Origin of the sequence: Burkholderia sp. AU15512 (assembly GCF_002223325.1) — a bacterium.
Taxonomy (GTDB): domain Bacteria; phylum Pseudomonadota; class Gammaproteobacteria; order Burkholderiales; family Burkholderiaceae; genus Burkholderia.
The window spans coordinates 1,263,232-1,282,281 of sequence record NZ_NKEX01000006.1; the positions used below are offsets into that span (position 1 = coordinate 1,263,232).

The 19,050-nt window shown below is 63.4% G+C and carries 16 protein-coding genes; 8 read left to right on the forward strand and 8 right to left on the reverse strand.

The window, feature by feature from the left end; all coding sequences use genetic code 11:
• Positions 1–247: 247 nt before the first annotated feature.
• The 3 genes from lhpI to CFB43_RS25035 all read left to right on the forward strand — a co-directional run bounded on the left by lhpI (position 248) and on the right by CFB43_RS25035 (position 2,553).
• Entirely contained in the window at positions 248–1,183 is a 936-nt protein-coding gene (lhpI, locus tag CFB43_RS25025; protein ID WP_089497008.1) for a bifunctional Delta(1)-pyrroline-2-carboxylate/Delta(1)-piperideine-2-carboxylate reductase, read from the forward strand.
• A gap of 169 nt (positions 1,184–1,352) precedes the next feature.
• The gene (locus CFB43_RS25030) at positions 1,353–1,757 is read left to right on the forward strand and encodes a response regulator transcription factor (RefSeq protein ID WP_089497009.1); all 405 of its coding nucleotides are present in this window, start codon (positions 1,353–1,355) and stop codon (positions 1,755–1,757) included.
• Positions 1,758–1,773: 16 nt separating this feature from the next.
• Complete coding sequence (locus CFB43_RS25035) at positions 1,774–2,553, forward strand: helix-turn-helix domain-containing protein (RefSeq protein WP_089497010.1); 780 nt, start codon at positions 1,774–1,776, stop codon at positions 2,551–2,553.
• A gap of 45 nt (positions 2,554–2,598) precedes the next feature.
• Here CFB43_RS25035 and CFB43_RS25040 read toward each other — a convergent pair whose 3' ends face one another.
• From CFB43_RS25040 to CFB43_RS25065, 6 genes are all read right to left on the reverse strand, one after another.
• Positions 2,599–2,949: a metal ABC transporter ATPase gene (locus CFB43_RS25040; protein ID WP_089497011.1), complete on the reverse strand. Its 351-nt coding sequence runs from the start codon at positions 2,947–2,949 to the stop codon at positions 2,599–2,601.
• A gap of 154 nt (positions 2,950–3,103) precedes the next feature.
• Positions 3,104–3,343 (reverse strand): UDP-glucose 4-epimerase, encoded by a 240-nt coding sequence (locus CFB43_RS25045; RefSeq protein ID WP_089497012.1) that lies wholly within the window; start codon positions 3,341–3,343, stop codon positions 3,104–3,106.
• Between the two features lie 16 nt (positions 3,344–3,359).
• Positions 3,360–3,650: a DUF1488 domain-containing protein gene (locus tag CFB43_RS25050; protein ID WP_089497013.1), complete on the reverse strand. Its 291-nt coding sequence runs from the start codon at positions 3,648–3,650 to the stop codon at positions 3,360–3,362.
• 138 nt (positions 3,651–3,788) lie between these two features.
• Positions 3,789–4,187 carry a DUF488 domain-containing protein gene (locus CFB43_RS25055; protein ID WP_089497014.1) on the reverse strand — a complete coding sequence of 133 codons (399 nt, stop codon included), beginning with the start codon at positions 4,185–4,187 and terminating at the stop codon, positions 3,789–3,791.
• 162 nt (positions 4,188–4,349) lie between these two features.
• Positions 4,350–5,552 (reverse strand): amino acid aminotransferase, encoded by a 1,203-nt coding sequence (locus CFB43_RS25060; protein WP_089474821.1) that lies wholly within the window; start codon positions 5,550–5,552, stop codon positions 4,350–4,352.
• 46 nt (positions 5,553–5,598) lie between these two features.
• On the reverse strand, positions 5,599–6,984 hold the full coding sequence (locus tag CFB43_RS25065) for an amino acid permease (protein ID WP_069251526.1): 1,386 nt from the start codon (positions 6,982–6,984) through the stop codon (positions 5,599–5,601).
• Positions 6,985–7,303: 319 nt separating this feature from the next.
• Between CFB43_RS25065 and CFB43_RS25070 the strand changes: the two genes are divergently transcribed.
• Positions 7,304–7,777, forward strand: a complete 474-nt coding sequence (locus CFB43_RS25070) for an Lrp/AsnC family transcriptional regulator (RefSeq protein WP_039367332.1) — start codon at positions 7,304–7,306, stop codon at positions 7,775–7,777.
• 379 nt (positions 7,778–8,156) lie between these two features.
• Here CFB43_RS25070 and CFB43_RS25075 read toward each other — a convergent pair whose 3' ends face one another.
• Positions 8,157–8,585: a hypothetical protein gene (locus CFB43_RS25075; RefSeq protein WP_089497015.1), complete on the reverse strand. Its 429-nt coding sequence runs from the start codon at positions 8,583–8,585 to the stop codon at positions 8,157–8,159.
• A gap of 117 nt (positions 8,586–8,702) precedes the next feature.
• Here CFB43_RS25075 and CFB43_RS25080 point away from each other — a divergent pair, with 117 nt between their 5' ends.
• Positions 8,703–12,203, forward strand: coding sequence for an HTH domain-containing protein (locus tag CFB43_RS25080; protein WP_089497016.1), 3,501 nt, complete (start codon positions 8,703–8,705; stop codon positions 12,201–12,203).
• On the forward strand, positions 12,200–14,125 hold the full coding sequence (locus tag CFB43_RS37965; protein ID WP_144023108.1) for a hypothetical protein: 1,926 nt from the start codon (positions 12,200–12,202) through the stop codon (positions 14,123–14,125). The genes CFB43_RS25080 and CFB43_RS37965 overlap by 4 nt, the downstream gene beginning before the upstream one ends.
• A gap of 415 nt (positions 14,126–14,540) precedes the next feature.
• Here CFB43_RS37965 and CFB43_RS25095 read toward each other — a convergent pair whose 3' ends face one another.
• A complete protein-coding gene (locus CFB43_RS25095; RefSeq protein ID WP_089498133.1) occupies positions 14,541–15,398 on the reverse strand; it encodes an EamA family transporter in 858 nt (285 codons plus the stop codon).
• 402 nt (positions 15,399–15,800) lie between these two features.
• Here CFB43_RS25095 and CFB43_RS25100 point away from each other — a divergent pair, with 402 nt between their 5' ends.
• Positions 15,801–17,474, forward strand: a complete 1,674-nt coding sequence (locus tag CFB43_RS25100; protein ID WP_089497018.1) for a phospholipase C — start codon at positions 15,801–15,803, stop codon at positions 17,472–17,474.
• 95 nt (positions 17,475–17,569) lie between these two features.
• The gene (locus tag CFB43_RS25105; protein WP_089497019.1) at positions 17,570–18,991 is read left to right on the forward strand and encodes a cytochrome-c peroxidase; all 1,422 of its coding nucleotides are present in this window, start codon (positions 17,570–17,572) and stop codon (positions 18,989–18,991) included.
• Positions 18,992–19,050 lie beyond the last annotated feature (59 nt).

The window sequence follows — 19,050 nt, forward strand, 5'->3', positions numbered from 1 at the left end:
CGGTCGAGGGCGTGAATCGGGAATGGGTTCGCACTATACCGGAGCGCGCCGGCATCGAGGCCATGGCGGCCCTTCTGGACAGATATTAGAACCAAAACCGGCGAGGCGCTTTATTTTCTGGGTTGCGGCCGGGCCAGCAAGTGGTATAGATTCGATCCACACTGCCCTGTGTCACGGTATCCGGCAGCTCTTGGCGGGCGCGGCATGCGCCCGTCGTCCACGCTCACCGACGCATGCGACGTACACGATGACCGCTCTTTCCCCGATTCCCGTTTTCGATGCGGCCGACACGGCCGCGCTGCTCGACTACCCGGCGCTGCTCGCCACGCTCAGGCAGGCCGTCGCCGACTATGCGGCGGGCGAGATCGTCAGCCCCGAACGCCTGGTCGTGCCGCTGCAGGCAGGCGGCGTGATGCTGTCGATGCCGTCGAGCGCACCCGACCTCGCGACCCACAAGCTCGTGAACGTGTGCCCGGGCAACGGCGCGCGCGGGCTGCCGACGATCCTCGGCCAGGTCACCGCCTACGACGCGACCACCGGCGAGATGCGCTTCGCGCTCGACGGCCCGACGGTCACCGGGCGCCGCACGGCGGCCATCACCGCGCTCGGCATCCAGGCGCTGCAGGGCGCCGCGCCGCAGGACATCCTGCTGATCGGCACCGGCAAGCAGGCGGCCAATCACGCGGAAGCGCTCGCCGCGATCTTTCCCGAAGCGCGCCTTCACGTGCGCGGCACGCGCGCCGACAGCGCAGCGGCATTCTGTGCCGCGCACCGCGCGCAGGCGCCGCGTCTCGTACCGCTCGACGGCGACGCGATTCCCGCTGCGATCGACGTGGTCGTCACGCTGACGACGAGCCGCACGCCCGTCTATCGCGAAGCCGCGCGCGCAGGCCGGCTCGTGGTCGGCGTCGGCGCGTTCACCGCGGACGCGGCCGAGATCGACGCGAACACGGTGCGTGCCAGCCGGCTGGTCGTCGACGATCCGGCCGGCGCGCGCCACGAGGCCGGCGACCTGATCGTCGCGCAGGTCGACTGGCAGCACGTCGCATCGCTCGCCGACGTGCTGGGCGGCGCATTCGACCGCACCGGGCCGCTGCTGTTCAAGAGCGTCGGCTGTGCGGCGTGGGATCTCGCCGCATGCCGCACGGCGCGCGATGCGCTGGCTGCGCGCCAGGCCGGCTGACCCGGCAACGCCCCCCCTTCGGCCGCGCTCGCGGCATCGCCCCCTCGCAGCCGCGCCGGCGATTTCCCGTACGCGTTGTAGGAATCGCCCTACAACGCGTCGCAGCGGCCTACATCAACTTCCAATTCGGCCGATTTCATTTTCGGCGGCGCAACACGATACTGCCCGCATGAATGCCAGCCAGTTACCCGCCGCGCTCCGGGTATTTCTCGTCGATCATGCCGCTGCCGTCCGGCAGCGGATCGCGCTGCTCGTCGGCGCGATCCGCGGTGTCGCCGTCGTCGGCGAAGCGGAAGACGGCCAGGACGCGTGGGCCCATATCCGCAGCAGCCAGGCGGACGTGGTGATCGTCGACCTGCGGCTGGCGGACGGCAGCGGCCTCGAGCTGATCGGGACGCTGTCGAAGGCCGCGCCGCGCATCGTCACGATCGTGCTGACGAATCACTCGGCGCCGGCATTCAGAGAGGCATGCGCGTTGGCCGGAGCCGACTACTTCTTCGACAAGACCGTCGAATTCGACGCCGCATGCCAGGTCATCGAATCCCTGGCGCACGCTCGCGTGCCCCACCCCTGACGAGCCGGAGTGACTCATGTCCACAGCCACCCCCTGCGCCGCCGACGTATCCATCACGCCCCGGCCGACGATTCCGCTTCGCGCGGTCACGCGCGCCGACGCCGCCAAACATCCCGCCGCGCGCTGCTCGGTGTGCGCGATGCGCTCGATGTGCCTGCCGCCGCACCTGACCGCGGCCGAATACGGCCGCCTCGACTCGATCATCTGCACGACCCGGCAGGTGCGCCAGGGCGACGCGCTGTTCCGCACCGACGATCCGTTCCAGAGCATCTATGCGGTACGTGCGGGTTCGTTCAAGACGGTGATGATGCATCGCGACGGCCGCGAACACGTGACGGGCTTCCAGATCGCCGGTGAAACGCTCGGGATGGACGGCATCGGCGGCGGCCAGCATTGCTGCGACGCGATCGCGCTTGAGGACAGCGTCGTGTGCATCATCCCGTTCGGTGCGCTTGAAGCGGCGTGCCGCGAGATCAAGCCGATGCAGCACTTCCTCTACCAGATGCTGAGCAGCGAGATCGTCCGCGAATCGAGCCAGATGCTGCTGCTCGGCACGATGTCGGCCGAGCAGCGCGTCGCGCATTTCCTGCTGAACCTGTCGTCGCGCTTCGAGGCGCGCGGCTATTCGGCGACGGAATTCAACCTGCGGATGACGCGCGAGGAAATCGGCTGCTATCTCGGGATGAAGCTCGAAACCGTGAGCCGGATGTTCTCGCGGTTCCATCGCGAAGCGCTGGTCGAAACGCGCGGCAAGCGCGTGCGCATCATCGATTCGCAAGCGCTCGCACGGGTCTGACAACCCGGAACCCAGGCCGCGCCTGGCGGCGCCGCGCGCGGTGCATCATCGCACCGCGCCATCGGCCGCCGCGTTGCGCAGCCCCACCCTTGCACCGGCCGCCTGGCACGCGAGCAGCGCCTGTTCGGCCTGCATGAACGCGCGGCGCAGCGCGTCGTCCAGGTTGACGCCGACGCACGGCGGCAGCGGCCAGCGCGCGGTGTCGTGCATCACGAGGTCGAGTCGTACGTCGTACACGCGTGCGCCATCGGCGTCGGCGCTCGCTTCAATGGCGAGGTGACAGCCGTCGATCAGCGTGCGAAACCGTTCGAGCCGCACCAACTGCGCGCCGGCTTCGGCTTCGACCGCGGCGGTCCCCGCGAATCCCAGGCAGGCGATCTGCATGCCCACGCCCATGTCGTGTCTCCTGACGGGGCCGCCCGCTCGTCGACCGCCTTGCATGTGCCGCCCCCACCGAAAGGCGGCGGCACGCGTTGCCCGTGGCACGGCGCGATTTCTGCGATCGCTGCCGGCCGATAGTCTGCCCGCGCCGTCGCCGGCGCGGGTCCGTTCATACGTTGAAGGTCTGCGACGTCTTCATCTCGATCCACGTCATGCCGGCCCGCAGCCCTTCGATCATCGCCTCGCGTTCGGTCGGATACGCATGACTGTGCTCGAACGTATGATGAAAACGCGCGGCGCCGCTGCCGTGCTCGACCGACACGCGGCAGCGGAATTCGCCCGATTCGCACGGGCGCGTCTCGACTTCGACGGACCAGTCGCGTTCGTGAATGTTGCCCTGCAGTGTCATGCGCCCTCCTGCGGTATCAGTCTCCGAGCCGGAAGTGGCCGCTGTGCAGCAGCACCGGCCGGCCGCCGATTTCCTCGAGCATGCGTCGTGCCATCGCCTCGATCGCCGACCGGTGCGCGTCGAATGCGGCCAGCAGGTCGCGTTCGAGCAGCGACGGCGCGCCGAAATGATCCTCCAGCGCCTCGGCCGTGACCGCGCACTGCACGCACCGTCCGTCGACCAGCGCCGAAAACGCCACGACCAGGTCGCGTGCGCAATATTCGGGTGGTTCCGACGGGAAAACAATCTGCATCTGTCGGCCTGTCATCGTCGTGATGGCTCCATGACAAGAGCATAGTGGCGCGCGCGCCCGCACGCTTGACCCACGTCAACCGGTTCGCTGCGCCGCACGATGACGGCGCGGCGGCGTGCCGGCGCGGCTGCGCGATGCCGCTGCAAACGGCTTTCAGCCCGCGTCGGGCTCGATCGCCGCGCCGCGCTCCGCGAGCAGTTCGCGCAGCACGCCGCGGTGGCAATGGCGCTCGTCGTCGCAATAGCAGCCGATCGAAAACGCGGTGGTCGCCGACAGCGCCGCCAGCAGGTCGAGCACCTTCGGCGCATCGCCATGCGCCATCTCCGCGCGGAAGTGACGCCGGAACGCGTTCCATTCGGCATCGGTTTTGGCGGCCTGCGCCTGGGCGACGAGTTCGGGGCTCGGCGACAACGTCGGCAGCCATACATCATAGTAGTTGCGCGACGCGAATTCCGCCTTCGGCACGCCGCGCGGCGGCCGCCGCACCGTGCCGATCCGCAGGCCCTCGCCGGCCGCGCGCGGCGTGCCGAGCTGGATGATCCGGATGCCCATGTGCTTCCTTCCGAGTTGCGTGGGATGCCGTGATCGTACCGCCGTGCGTGCCCCCGCGTCAGCCGGGTGACGCACATTGCGGCCGCGCAACGAAAAACCGGCTGCCTCCTTGCGGAGACAGCCGGTTCGGCCAGCCGCGTGGCGCGCCGGAGCGCGCCGCGCTCAGACGCCGCTCTTCAGCACCTTGCCGATGGCATCCGCGACGATGGCGACGTTCGAGTCGTTCAGGCCCGCGACACACATCCGGCCCGAACGCAGGACGTACACGCCGTGCACTTCGCGCAGCGCGTCGACCTGCGATTCGGTCAGGCCCGTGTACGTGAACATCCCGCGCTGCTTCACGTAGCGCGTCAGTGCCTCGCCGCTGACGTGGTCGCGCAGGCCGTCATGGATCGACTGGCGCATCCGCGCGATGCGGCGGCACATCGCCGCCAGTTCCTCTTCCCACTGCTTGCGCAGCGCGGGCGTGCCGAGCACGGTTGCCACGACCTTCGCGCCGTAGGTTTGCGGGTTGCTGTAGTTCGAGCGCACCGCGCCGGCCAGCTGGCCGAGCACGCGGTCGGCCGCGGCGGCATCCTCGCAGACGACGCTCAGGCCGCCCACGCGCTCGCCGTACAGCGAGAAGTTCTTCGAGAACGAGTTCGCGACCAGCGCCGGCACGCCACGGCGGGCCAGTTCGCGCACCGCGAACGCATCCGCGTCGAGGCCCGCGCCGAAGCCCTGGTACGCCATGTCGACGAACGGCAGCAGCCCGCGCGCCTCGATCACGTCGATCAGCTTCTCCCACTGGCCTTCATCGAGGTCGACGCCGGTCGGGTTGTGGCAGCACGCGTGCAGCAGCACGATGCTGCGCGCCGGCAGCGCGTCGATCGCCGCGAGCATCGCGTCGAACTTCAGGCCGCCCGTCGCTTCGTCGTAGTACGGATACGTGTTCACCGTGAAGCCGGCGCGCTCGAAGATGAAGCGATGGTTTTCCCAGCTCGGATCGCTGAGCCACACCTGCGATTCCGGGAAATAGCGCTTCAGGAAATCGGCGCCCACCTTCAGTGCGCCGGAGCCGCCGAGCGTCTGCAGCGTCGCGATGCGGCCGGCCGCGCGGGCCGGGTGATCGGCGCCGAACACGAGCGCCTGCACGGCGTCGCGATACGCGGCCAGGCCGACCATCGGCAGGTACGGCTTCGCGCCGCTGTCGCGCTGCAGCGCGGTTTCGGCTTCGCGCACGGCGCCCATCACCGGAATCCGGCCTTCGGCGTCGAAGTAGATCCCGATGCTCAGGTTGACCTTCTGGTCGCGCGGATCTTTCTGGAAGTTCTCGTTGAGCGTGAGGATCGGGTCGCCCGGGTACGCGTCGATGTGTTCGAACATGGCTTGAGTCGGTCTCGTTTGGAAGAATGGTCGGTCGTGGCCTGTATCAGCGTGCGGATGCGCCGTCGTGCACCGCATAGCCTGCATTCTTCTGACGGAAGCGATACCCGACCGCGAGCACCGCGAGCCATACCGGGATCAGGTACACCGACAGACGGAGATCCGGCGTCAGGTACATCACGACGAGAATGCCGGCCATGAATGCCAGGCACAGGTAATTCGTGAAAGGATAGCCCAGACTGCGGAAGGAAGTCTCCTCCCCGGCCGCGCGCTTGGCCTGGCGGAACTTCAGGTGGATCAGCGTGATCATCGCCCAGTTGATGATCAGCGCCGACACGACGAGGCCCATCAGCACCTCGAACGCCTTGCCCGGCATGAAGTAGTTGACCAGCACGCACACGCCGGTCGCGAGCGCCGACGCGCCGAGCGCGGCGAGCGGAATGCCGCGCTTGTTCACCGAGCACAGCACCTTCGGCGCATTGCCCTGCTTCGCGAGGCCGAACAGCATCCGGCTGTTGCTGTACACGCCGCTGTTGTAGACCGACAGCGCGGCCGTCAGCACGACCACGTTCAGCACGTTGGCCACCAGGTTGCTGCTCAGCGCGTGGAAGATCAGCACGAACGGGCTGCCGCCGGTGACGACCTTTTCCCACGGATACAGCGACAGCAGCACGGCGAGCGCGCCGATGTAGAAGATCAGGATGCGATAGATCACCTGGTTGGTCGCGCGCGGAATGCTGCGCTTCGGATCGTCGGCCTCGGCCGCGGTGATGCCGATCAGCTCGAGCCCGCCGAACGAGAACATGATCGCCGCCATCGACATCACGAGCCCCGACACGCCGTTCGGGAAGAAGCCGCCGTGCTGCCACAGGTTCCGGACACTCGCCTCCGGCCCCGCATGGCCGCTCGCGAGCAGCCAGCCGCCGAAGCCGATCATCCCGACGATCGCGGCGACCTTGATGATCGAGAACCAGAATTCCGTCTCGCCGTACGACTTCACGCTGGCCAGGTTGAGCAGGTTGATCGCGACGAAGAAGACCAGCGCCGACACCCAGGTCGGCACGCCCGGCCACCAGTACTGCACGTAGATCCCGACGGCCGACAGCTCGGCCATGCTGACGAGGATGTACAGCACCCAGTAGTTCCAGCCCGACAGGAAGCCGGTGAAGTGGCCGACGTACTTGTTGGCGAAGTAGCTGAACGAGCCGGCGACGGGCTCGTCGACGACCATCTCGCCGAGCTGGCGCATGATGAAGAACGCGACGATGCCGGCCACCGCGTAGCCGAGCAGCACGGACGGGCCCGCCATCTTGATCGTCTGCGCGATGCCGAGGAACAGCCCCGTGCCGAGCGCGCCGCCGAGCGCAATCAGCTGGATGTGCCGGTTCTTCAGCCCGCGCTTCAGGCCGTCGCTCTCGTTTCCAGAAACCATGTCTTCTCCACTCTGTCCGCGCCCGCCTGCAGCGGGGTGCGGCGCGCCTCGGTGTGCCGGGCGCTGTTTTGGTGTGCCGGGGCCGTTCGTGGAGCCGCCGGGTTGGGGACTGCAATCTTCGCGTGGCGGCGCCCGATTCGCGTCGGCGTGCCCGCCAGACCGGCCGCCGACCGTCGCCGCGCCCGCCTTGCTGCGCTCGCACACGAAAATCCGGCGTCAGTTTAGCGTCGCGACGGCGAAATCGGGTTTCGTAACCCGTTCATGCAAACCCTACATTATGAGATAAGATTGCATCTGGGAGACGGATGAGGAAATAAAAATGCATGAACCGGTTCTGGATCGCCTCGATCGCCACTTGCTCGCGATCCTGCAGGAGAACGGCCGCGCGTCGAACCTCGACCTGGCGAAGGCCGTCGGCCTGTCACCCGCGCAGACGCTGCGCCGCCACCGGCGGCTGGAGGAAATCGGTGCGATCCGTCGCTATGAAACCCGGCTGTGCCCCGACACGCTCGGTTTCGGCGTGACCGCTTTCGTGCACGTGACGATGGAGCGCGGGCATATCCGCGACCTGTCGAAGTTCCAGAAACTGGTGTCCGATCTCGCGCAGATCCAGGAGTGCTTCTCGGTGACGGGCGACATCGACTACGTGTTGAAGGTCGTCGCGCACGATCTGAAGGGCTTGTCGCGGTTCCTGCTCGAGACGCTGATGCGCATTCCCGGCGTGAGCGGCGTGCATTCGAGCGTGTGCCTCGACGAGATCAAGTGCACGAGTGCGATGCCGGTAGAGGCGTAACGCCAGCGCGCCGGTTGCGATCAACGATTGCTCGGAAAACGTGGTCGGCTCCGTCCTTGCCCATATCAATAATTAACAAGACGCCCAAAAATCGTTGGCAGATTTCTCGAAAAATCGTACAAGTCTAATAGGCGACTTGTTTTCTATGGGCGATCGTCGTCCACTCCTTAATGCGCCTGGGACCGACGATAAAAAAAATATTGGCGGCAATTCATCCCGATGTGGTGAGTGGCAGAATGTGCAGCAACCTTTATCGCAATTGGCCTTAACGCGCATCGCGGTGGACGCTCACCGCGAATCGCCCACAGGCGATCGACGGCACCCTAGGCGCTAATGCCTTTGCCGGAAGCTAAGATACCCCATGGCAAATCGTTCATATTCACTCAAGACCATCAAAGTCTTGTTCGGCAGCAGCGGCAACCAATGCGCTCATCCCGATTGCACAAATCCTGTCATAGTTTCTGGGACTGAGCAGTCTCATGACGCTGTATTGGGCCAAATCTGCCATATATATGCCGCTTCCGATAACGGCCCACGAGGACAGCCCGGTCTCAGCGACGAAGAACGGAACAGCCCTGACAATCTGATCCTCTTGTGCGGGTTCCATCATCCAATGGTGGATACCCAATATCAGAACTACCCCGCTGACCTTTTGAAGCAGTGGAAACGGGACCACGAGGCAAAATTCCAGAGAGACACTGCTGAGGCCATACATCGCCAAGAACAAGTTCAGCAATTCGCCTTCACCGTGGCGCTTACGGATCAGCAAATCGACGCAGAGGTACGCCGTATCCGGCAAGCTCGACATCTCGCAGGATATTCCAGCGTTGACAAAGCCCGCGCTCTAGCGGCGAGTGTTGAGAGCACCGAGCTTGCCGGTGGCTCCAAGGAAGTTAGAGCCCGAGCATTAGCCTGGTGTGCCAGGATGCTCACCCAGGATGAGAATCTCGCGCGCGCCAAGGAACTGCTGGCGAAGTCGCGTGATCTTGGGGGATCTCCGGAAACCGACATTGCCAACGCATGTATCGTGGCCGCTGAGTCCTCGTCGAGCACCGCCGGCCTAGCGCTGCTTGCACCGCTGGGAACATCTGAATCCCGATCCGTCATGTTGCGTATCGTCAGCAATGAGAGAGGACACGAGGGCTCGCTTGACTGGGTACGAAGCGCTGGCTTAAGCCTCACCTCTTTCAGTGGTGACGGCAAACTGACACTCATCATGAACCAAGAGCTTGCTGGGTGCTGGAGCGACGCGTATGCGAATGTTCAATTACTTACTGCCGCCGACTTTGAAGAGACGCCAGTATTGAACTATGCAGCCGCTCAAGCCCATCTCGCTCAAATCGTTCCCGAGGAATTGCGGACACAGGCGCTCTCACAAGTTCCGCTCAATGCCGCACACTTCCCCATTGCAGATAATCGGCAAGCGCTGCACGATCGACGCTGCGCCATAGAATTCTATGAGAAGCAAGCGACCGTCGCCAAGGAATTCGGAGCCAACGAAGCTGCGCAGCTGAGTTCTGACATGGCTTTGTGGCTTCGCCTTCGCGACCCCGAGCTTCATGATCTTGCTTTGGCAGCTTTGCGCGAAAACATGTCTAACGATGCGCTGATGATCAGGCGCTTTCCACTTGCCGCGCAGTTCGGCCTCAAAATCGATCTCGAAACAGTAGAACGCCGCATAAATGAGCGGGTTGCACTGACCGGCAAAGGCACTGCCGACGAAGCCTTAGCTCGACTGGCGCTCGCAATGACGAAAGGAACCCCCGCGGCGGCCGTCGAATACATCGCCGCACACCGCAGCCAGCTAAGCGAGTTTCTCGAGCGCACACCACTCCTCGCCATAGAAATCGAACTACTGTGCAAATCGGGGCAGGTCAACACAGCGAAAACAGCTCTAGCTCAATTGATGCCGATAGAGATAGGCGCGCTGGAATATCAGCGCTTGCAACGCATGATCGCCGAGGCGGACGGAGCCGACCCGGCTTCCGAGCGCCGGAAACTATACGAGAAGACTGGCGAACTACGCGATCTCGTGAACCTCGTCGACACTCTTGAAGAAGAGAGTGCGTGGCAGGACCTATGCCCGTTGGTCGAGGTGCTATTCAATCAGACGCACTCGGTCCAAAACGCGTTGCGCGCAACCCGCGCTTTTAATGGCGCCGGCGAGCATAAGCGTGCTCTGGGGTTCTTGGAAAATATTCCTGACATTGTTGATCAGGATAACGATCTGCAATCGCTACTCGCTTGGGCGCTCTATCACGATGGCCAATTTAGCAAGGCGTCAGAGATTCTGACACTCTTGCGCACTGAGCGAGATCACATCAACGACCGCGCTCTTTTCGTCAACCTTGCTATCGCATCTGGTCAATGGAACACGCTGGTCGAACATGCGACGCGCGAGTGGGAACACAAAGGCGATCGTACTGCAGCGGAATTGCTGAATGCGGGTCAATTGGCTCAGGCAGTGAATTCTCCCCATGCGAAGGATCTAATCATTGCATCAACAGAAGCTGACCCTGAAAATCCCCACATTTTGGCTCCGGCATACTTCCACGCGTCAAATGCTGGATGGGAAAGTGATTCGATGGTCAGCGATTGGCTGCTGCGCGCGGCTGCAAAGTCAGACGATCACGGTCCTCTGAAATCGGTCACGATGAGAGAACTGTTTGACGAGATGAAGCCAAATTGGGATCGTCGCCAGACTCATTTCTCAACGGCGTTAAGGGCCGGTGAGATCACGATTTCCGGTGCGGCCTACGCCCTAAATCAATCGATGATCGAAAATTGTCTGCTGCGCCCAGCGGCCAATCGACTGGAGTCCGACGCGCGGCGGCGCAGTGTTGTATATGCCTTCAGCGGGGCACGACCGCCAACGGTCCAAACGGAGCCGAAGCGCATAGCGCTTGATCTCACGGCGATCTTTACCTTCGCGCAGCTCAGCATTTTGCAGAAAGTCATCGATCACTTTGAGCGCGTGCTCATTCCAGATCAACTGTTGGTATGGTTATTTCAGGAACGCCAGCGCGTCGCTTTCCATCAACCTAGCCGCGTCAAGGACGCGCAGGCCCTGAAGCGCTTACTCGCGAACAATTCTCTGAAAATCTTTGAATCTGAAGTGTCGGCGAACCCCTTCCTCGTCCAAGAGGTGGGAGTTGACCTGGCGTCTATGCTAGAAACCGCGACTCAATCGCCGAACCATGCCTACGTCGTCCGCCCCACACCGGTTCGGCGCCTTGGCAGCGTAATGGAAGAGGAGGTCGACCTTACACAATACGAGGCGCGTTTGTGCAGTTGTCATGCGGTAGTCGAGGCACTCCGCTTAAAAGGAATGATCACAGCAGCCGAAGAGCAACGAGCCCTTTCGCATCTCAAACTCCATGAGAAGCGCTGGCCGAGCGAACCACGCATCCGAGACGGCGCTAGCCTCTATTTGGACGATCTATCGACAAGCTATCTACGGACAGCGGGCGTCCTCGGGAAACTAAAGGGTTCAGGTTTCACGGTCTACGTTACGAAGTCGCTAGATGATCGAGACAATGAACTTCTGGCTTACGAAAGTTTTGCCGATGAACAACTCGCCGTCATCGAGAACATCCGGGCGATACTGGCCCCCGCAATAGCAGATCGCCAGATCGAAACGATCGCGTCTCCCGATCGCGATAGAGAGGATTCTCGGCCACAAGCCCAACTGAATTTCCTAGCTACAGATAAGTTAGTTGATGCTTTTGTCGTCGATGATCGCTTCGTAAATCGCTATCTTCATATGACGCGTGGCGACCAACAGACCCCCATTCTGACCAGCCTGGATGTAGTGGAACATCTAGTCGCTTCTGGCTACCTCAGTGTAGATGAGGGGCGAGAGCACCGAACGACACTCAGAAGATCCGGGTACACCTTTGTACCCGTGCTTAACGATGAGCTGGCACATCACGTGATGCAGGCGCCGCTCGAAAATGGATCACTGATTGAAACCGCAGAACTTCGGGCGATACGAGAAGCCGCCCAGCGTTTGAGGCTGGCAAAGGTGCTCCAAGCTCCCACCGAGCTCGCATGGCTCAATCAGTACATCGTCGCCCTGATTCAAGCCGTGAGCTCGGTGTGGGACGGAGAAAACGATCCAAAGGTCGCGGAAGCCCGTTGCGAATGGCTACTTGGGCAACTTGACGTTCGCGGGTGGGCGTCGATTGCTGACCCACGTGCCGCTACGCAGTTCTCCGTGATGAGCTACGCGGGAATACTTCACGCACTTTGTTGCGCTCCGACAATTGCCCTGAAGCAAAAGAACAGCGCCTATCATCAGTGGATCGACGAGCGAATTTTCAGAGAAATCAAAGAAACTGAACCGGAGATCTTTCGTCAAGTTGTCGCATCAGCGGCAGAGTTATTCGGTGAAGTAGTGAAGGAAAATTGGGAGAACGGCAAATGATCGCCGAAGATAAATACCTCCGGGCAGCTCGTGTCATGGTCTTCGCCAATAGCTACGCACCGCTGCTCAGGCACGAACTGCTATCAAGGCCCGACATTCTTGATCAGGATGAAATCGAGACAGATGCAACGATCACACTCGGTTCGGAAGATTTGTCGTTTTTACGATCCCAGCTTTTCCCAGCCATTGCTTCGGCCTATGACCGAGTCTCTACTCCAACCGTTAAGACTGTCACCGGTGATGAATGGATAATCGTGTTTGTTGGCGAATCTCAGCCGCCCAACGTTGCGCTCGTGCAAGGCGACAAACGGTTCATTGTTGCCCAGTTCGCTCTGCTTGCGCCTGAAGTTAAGATGCGCCTTCATGCTCTCGAACAGATTGCCGACCATAACCAGCTCCCAAGTGATGTGATAGATCGCTGGCGCGTACTGCTTGAGCAGAGAGTACCGACGGACCGCGAGATTACTGCACTCCGAGATGAGCTTCAAAACACACCTATTCGAGTAGCCGAAGCCATTCGCGAAAGCCTAGAAGCCGGAAATCTATCGCTTGATACCCTTGTACCCCGAGATGAGGCCTACTACCGCCAGCTGGTTGGCGGCATCGGTGGCGCCATTACGCTAGAAGAATATGTTGCCGAGGTGACTGCTCCGTTCCTAGCAAAACTACTCGCCGGCGGTCATCGACGAGCATTGAGCTTAGCGTGGCCTCTCTGCTCCCACCAATCTATCAGCCCGCTGATTGAACGAGAGTGGAAAGGCGACGAGCAAGTCCTAGTCACTGAAATCTTGCGACTGGCTGAAAGTGGCGATCCTATAAGCCGCACTGGCGCAATCGAAGTTGGCCTGCGGAGGGTACAAAAACACCCAACACTGACGCAGCCGCTAGCAGCGTTGATCAATGCGTTTCTCGACGGCGAACCAACTGACGAGATAGACACGTTCGGACTCCATTCAGCCCTGTTCACCTGCATCTACGCCCAAATGGCCAAACGCCGCATCCTTGCGACATGGCCACCCTTCGCTCGCCGACTGGCAGCTATCGCGCACGCGAGTTGGATCGGCAACCACTTTCTGACACTAGTCGCGGACCGAACCGAACTCGTCCGCTGGCTGCAGAACGTGAGCGATAGGTATTTCGTAATCCAGACTCTGCTCGACATGCGGATTGAGCCACGTTGGTTTCCGGAGCTTGGTTCAGCCGAACAATGGAAAAACGAATTGTTGGGTCGAGTCTGGACGGCCGCGAATTGTGCGCCGGAGGCTGCCAAAGACTTAGGACTGGAAGAACGACTCATTGGAGATGTCGCACAGGTCATTACACATCAGATCGATCGCGCGGCGGCACATCTACCAGGCCCGCTCGAGGGCGGAACTCGCTCACAGATTGAACTTTCGCCAGAGGTAACAGCTCGGCTAGCGGAGTCGCTGAAAGGAGCGATCGACACCGCGACATTCATCAGCTTGATCAACGCGTCCCTGTGGTTTCATATCCCCGATCATCTAGCTGGTCTCGTAGCTGACGCTCTTGAGCGCTACCACTACCAAATTCAGGCTGACGAACATGTCACCCTGCCCGCCTGCCTTCTAGGCTTAGCCTCCGTTGCGGCTGTCAGCCGTAGCACAAAGCTGTGCGAGGCTATCCGAACGACACTGCGCGTCAATTGGCGTGTCGCCCCCGGGCGACTTACTGCTGATGAAACGTTTCGGGTAGGAATATTGGGATGTGCAGCCCATGCTGATTTGGCCGATTGGGCTACGCACGTTGGTCAATTTCTGACTGAGCTTTCGCTACAAGACTTATCAGCGGAAGACGCCGACACTTTGCAGTCGCATGTGCAAACCATGTGCCATCTCGTGCCAGAGCTATGGGGGACTTGTGGGCAAGCTCACGCGAGCTTCGGTTTGATAGCCGGAAAGTAAGTTGACTACGCTCGTACCCGATGCGATTTCATGGCGCGATCTTCGTGATCGTGACGCGCCATGCCGGCCATGAACCTCATCGGGTCACGAATCGCTCTACCCCGAGTGCACACTCACGCCCTCTGCCACGTCATTCTGGCGGTTTCGCATCAGCGTGCGGTCCATGATCAACCCGCTCGATTATCTTCGGGGTCGACGCGGAAATTGGTACTTGGATCTGGTCGATTCGACAGAAATCCTTTTCTGGGAAATTGAGTGAAACGACTGGCTGCCGCCTTTGTCGGATTCATTTGGGGCTTGCTCGTCACCAGCGCATCCCGGTTTCCGTCAACAGTCTCCATCAGCGACAGTCCACCGTGCTGCGCGTGCAACGATTACTCTCGCACTCGCCGAAACCAACGGCTTTCGCATCGACTCACCGCACCGCTTCGAACGCACTGATCAGCAACGCCCCCGCCGCGATCACCATGCAACCGGCCGCCCGGCGCGGCGTCAGCCGCTCACCGAGATACACGCGCGCGATCAGCGCCGCGAACACCACGCTCGTTTCGCGCAGCGCCGACACCGGCCCCATCGGCGCGCGATCCATCGCCCAGATCACGATGCCGTACGCGAGCGCCGCGAACACGCCGCCGCACGCGGCCTTCGCCGTTTCGCCGACCTCCTGCGTCAGCCGCAGCGGCCCCGCCCGCAGCCGGTAGTAGGCCGCCATCATCGCGCCCGTCAGCACGAACATCCACGCGGTATAGCCGACCGTATTGCCGCTCTCCCGCACGCCGATCCCGTCGACCACGCTGTAGGCCGCGATCGACACGCCGGTCGCGAACGCGGTCGGCAGCACCTGCATCATCCGGTGCTTCGCGCCGCGCCCGCGCTCCAGGCCGATCGCCAGGATGCCCGCGCAGATCAGCACGAGCCCTGCCTGCGCGCCCGGGTTCAGCCGCTCGCCCGCGAACGCCGCCGCACCGAGCGTGACGAGCAGCGGCGCGGTGCCGCGTGCGACCGGATACGCGACGGTGAGGTCGCCGTGCTCGTATGCGCGCACCAGCAGCAGCGTATAGACGACGTGCAGCACGGCCGACGCGACGACGCACGCCCAGCTCGCGGGCGTGATCGGCGCCGCGGCCGGCAGGAACAGCAGCGCGAACAGCCCGATCGCGATCTGCAGCACCGTGGCCGACCGCAGCCGGTCGCCGCTGCTGCGGACGAGCGCATTCCACGACGCGTGCAGGAACGCCGCACAGAGGACGGCAAACAGAACGGGGATCGGCACGGTGAATACTCGCTGACGGTCGGCCACGCGAATCGTCGCCGCAGGGCGTTCATCGTAGGAATACGTCATCCGATTGTCAAAAAAAGGGCGCTGCAGCGCACCGTGCGGCCACCGGTCGATCACGTCCTTTCGCCTGCCCCGCGCGGCATCCGCGGCAACCGACCCACGCACCGCGAGATGTGACGCGAAGGTGGCATGCGGGCAGCCCCTTTCCGTTCGCTTTCGCGTCGCATTCCGCCGTAATGAAATCGATACCGCAACGCAATCGCGACGAAACCACTCCGTCCCCATATCTTCATATGGGGCTGTTCCAATGCGCGTGCTCGCTCAAGAGCTTCGCGCCGAACCGACACGGCGACGGGGCCGCTCTCCACCATCGAAGACCTTACCTGGAGTTTCCCGATGTTCCGTCAAGCCTTGCTCGTCACCGCCTGCGCAGCCGCGGCGCTGGCGCTGTTCGCCTGCGGCGGCAGCGACGATCCCACGTCGACGCCTGCCGTGTCGTCGCAGGATGCGCTGCAGACCGCCACGCCGATCAAGCACGTCGTCGTGATCTACGGCGAAAACATCTCGTTCGACCATTACTTCGGCACCTACCCGAACGCGACGAACCCGTCGGGCGAACCGGCGTTCACCGCCCAGTCCGGCACGCCGACGATCAACGGGCTGACCGGCACGCTGCTCACCGCGAACCCGAACTTCACGAACACGGCCAACGGCACCGACGCGGCGAACCCGTTCCGCCTCGACCGCACGCAGGCCGCGACCGCCGACCAGAACCACGCGTACACGGCCGAGCAGCAGGCCGAGGACAACGGCCTCGCCGACCTGTTCCCGAAATACACCGGCAAGGGCTCGTCCGGCGGCGCCGGCGCGTTCGGCACGAAGGGCCAGGTGATGGGCTACTTCGACGGCAACACCGTGACGGCACTGTGGAACTACGCGCAGCGCTTCGCGATGAGCGACAACACGTTCACGACGGTCTACGGCCCGTCGACGCCGGGGGCGCTGAACGTCGTGTCGGGCCAGACCAACGGGATGCAGATCGTCAAGACGTCGAAGCAGCCGTCGACGCTCGCCGCGACCTCGTACTACATCAACGACGGCCAGGGCGGCTTCACGATGATCAACGACGTCGACCCGGGCTTCGACGTGTGCTCGAGCACGACCGACCAGGCGATGATGACGGGCAAGAACATCGGCGACCTGCTGAACGGCGCGAAGATCACGTGGGGCGGCTTCATGGGCGGCTTCAACCTGTCGACGACGAACGGCAACGGCACCACGGGCTGCGCGCGCAGCACGGTCGCCACCGCCGTGAACGCCGCGACGTCCGACTACATCCCGCACCACAACTGGTTCCAGTACTACGCGTCGACCGCGAACCCGCAGCACACGCGCCCGAGCTCGGTCGCCGCGATCGGTTCGAGCTTCCAGACCGACGGCAAGACCGCCGAACCGGCGAACCACCAGTACGACACGGACGACTTCTTCGCCGCCGTGAAGGCCGGCAACTTCCCGTCGGTCAGCTACCTGAAGGCGCCGGCGGCGCAGGACGGGCATGCGGGCTATTCGGATCCGCTCGACGAGCAGGCGTTCGTGACGAAGGTGGTCAACTTCCTGCAACAGCAGCCGGACTGGCAGAACACGGCCGTGATCGTCACCTATGACGACTCGGACGGCTGGTACGACCACGTGTACACGGCGCCGACGCACGCATCGTCGGACCCGGTCGACCAGGTCAACGGCAGCGGCAAGTGCGGCACGGGCGGCACCACCGGCGTGAACGGCGCGACCGTGAACGGCCGCTGCGGCCCGGGCGTGCGCATTCCGCTCGTCGTGATCTCGCCGTACGCGAAGCAGAACTACGTCGACCACACGATGCTCGACCAGGCGTCCGTCGTGCGCTTCATCGAGGACAACTGGCTCGGCGGCCAGCGCATCGGCGGCGGCTCGTTCGATGCGACGGCAGGCGACCTGCGCGCGTTGTTCGACTTCACGTCGAAGCCGAACACGACGCCGCTGTACCTCGACCCGACGCTCGGCACCGTATTGAGCTCGGCACCGGCGATCTGACCGGGACGTCGTGACCGCATGGCCGGCGCAGCACGCGCCGGCCGTTTCCATTTCAACGCGTCGCTTCGTGCGACGCCCGTTTTTCGACCGACAGCATGACAGCCCGCCCCGCGTTTCCGTCTCCCGATGCCGCCGGCACACCTACGCCGCGTGCCCCTTCCCGCCTGCTGCGCCGCGCGGCGTTCGTGATCGGCGCCGCCGTGCTCGGCTACGGCGCGTTCGCGATCGCGTTCCCCGCGCAGGTGCCCGCGGCGATCGGCACCGTCGTCGCCGACTGGACGGGCGCGAACCCGCATCCGGTCGTGCTGCAGCGGCCCGCTGCGCAACCGCTGTCGGCGGTCGCGCAGCTCGGCCGCGCGCTGTTCGCCGATCCGTCGCTGTCCGCGTCGGGCAAGCAGTCGTGCGCGTCGTGCCACAGCCCGGATCATGCGTATGGCCCGCCGAATGCGCTCGACGTGCAGCCGGGCGGCCTCGCGATGACGCAGCAGGGCTATCGCCCGCCGCCGTCGCTGATGTACCTGTACCGTCAGCCGAACTTCAGCATCGGCCCCGATGCCGGTGAAAACGACGCCGCGCCGAGCGTCGCGCAGCAGGCTGCATCCGCGGCCGGCGTCGTGAAGGCGCAGAAGGTGGCCGGCACGTCGGCCGCGCCGCAACTCGTGCCGCAGGGCGGGTTGTTCTGGGATGGCCGCGCCGATACGCTGCAGCAACAGGCGTTCGGCCCGCTGCTGAATCCGGTCGAGATGGCGAACGCGAGCGTCGCCGACGTCGCGCGCAAGCTCAAGCAGTCGTCGCACCGCGCGCAGCTCGAGCAACTGTTCGGCCCGCGCGTGTTCGACAGCCCGCAGCTCGCGGTGTCGGAGGCGATGTTCGCGATCGCGCGCTACCAGGTGGAAGATCCGTCGTTCCATCCGTACAACAGCAAGTACGACCGCTGGCTCGAAGGCCGTGCGCGCTTCACGCAGGCCGAACTGCGCGGGCTGCGCCTGTTCAACGATCCGGACAAGGCGAATTGCGCGGGCTGCCATCTGTCGAAACCCGGCAAGGACGGGCTGCCGCCGATGTTGACCGATTACCAGTACGAGGCGCTCGGCGCGCCGCGCAACAAGGAGCTGGCGCAGAACCGCAACCCGGCGTTCTACGATCTCGGCGTGTGCGGGCCGTTCCGCGACGACCTGAAGGACCAGACGCAGTATTGCGGGATGTTCCTGACGCCGACGCTGCGCAATTCGGCGACGCGCCACGTGTTCTTCCACAACGGCGTGTTCCACACGCTCGACCAGGTGATGGCGTTCTACAACGAGCGCAGCATCTCGCCGCAGAAGTTCTATTCGCGCAGCGCGGACGGCAAGGTCGACGAGTACGACGACATCCCGCCGAAATATCGCGCGAACGTCGACGTGACCGATGCGCCGTTCGACCGCAAGCCGGGCGACCAGCCCGCGATGACGGCGCAGGACATCAAGGATATCGAAGCGTTCCTCGGCACGCTGAACGACGAGCCGGTTCGGCATTGAGTGCGAGCCCGCGCGACGCGCGGCGCGGCCGGTTCGCGCTCGACCGATCGCCCGCGCGA

Coding starts and splice junctions, on each gene's coding strand:
- CFB43_RS25100 (WP_089497018.1), top strand. CDS start 15,801: ATGTTCCGTCAAGCCTTGCTCGTCACCGCCTGCGCAGCCGCGGCGCTG.
- CFB43_RS25040 (WP_089497011.1), bottom strand. CDS start 2,949: ATGGGCGTGGGCATGCAGATCGCCTGCCTGGGATTCGCGGGGACCGCC.
- CFB43_RS25075 (WP_089497015.1), bottom strand. CDS start 8,585: ATGTCGAGCTTGCCGGATACGGCGTACCTCTGCGTCGATTTGCTGATC.
- CFB43_RS37965 (WP_144023108.1), top strand. CDS start 12,200: ATGATCGCCGAAGATAAATACCTCCGGGCAGCTCGTGTCATGGTCTTC.
- CFB43_RS25030 (WP_089497009.1), top strand. CDS start 1,353: ATGAATGCCAGCCAGTTACCCGCCGCGCTCCGGGTATTTCTCGTCGAT.
- CFB43_RS25080 (WP_089497016.1), top strand. CDS start 8,703: ATGCTCACCCAGGATGAGAATCTCGCGCGCGCCAAGGAACTGCTGGCG.
- CFB43_RS25035 (WP_089497010.1), top strand. CDS start 1,774: ATGTCCACAGCCACCCCCTGCGCCGCCGACGTATCCATCACGCCCCGG.
- CFB43_RS25060 (WP_089474821.1), bottom strand. CDS start 5,552: ATGTTCGAACACATCGACGCGTACCCGGGCGACCCGATCCTCACGCTC.
- CFB43_RS25065 (WP_069251526.1), bottom strand. CDS start 6,984: ATGGTTTCTGGAAACGAGAGCGACGGCCTGAAGCGCGGGCTGAAGAAC.
- lhpI (WP_089497008.1), top strand. CDS start 248: ATGACCGCTCTTTCCCCGATTCCCGTTTTCGATGCGGCCGACACGGCC.
- CFB43_RS25070 (WP_039367332.1), top strand. CDS start 7,304: ATGCATGAACCGGTTCTGGATCGCCTCGATCGCCACTTGCTCGCGATC.
- CFB43_RS25045 (WP_089497012.1), bottom strand. CDS start 3,343: ATGACACTGCAGGGCAACATTCACGAACGCGACTGGTCCGTCGAAGTC.
- CFB43_RS25055 (WP_089497014.1), bottom strand. CDS start 4,187: ATGGGCATCCGGATCATCCAGCTCGGCACGCCGCGCGCGGCCGGCGAG.
- CFB43_RS25105 (WP_089497019.1), top strand. CDS start 17,570: ATGACAGCCCGCCCCGCGTTTCCGTCTCCCGATGCCGCCGGCACACCT.
- CFB43_RS25050 (WP_089497013.1), bottom strand. CDS start 3,650: ATGACAGGCCGACAGATGCAGATTGTTTTCCCGTCGGAACCACCCGAA.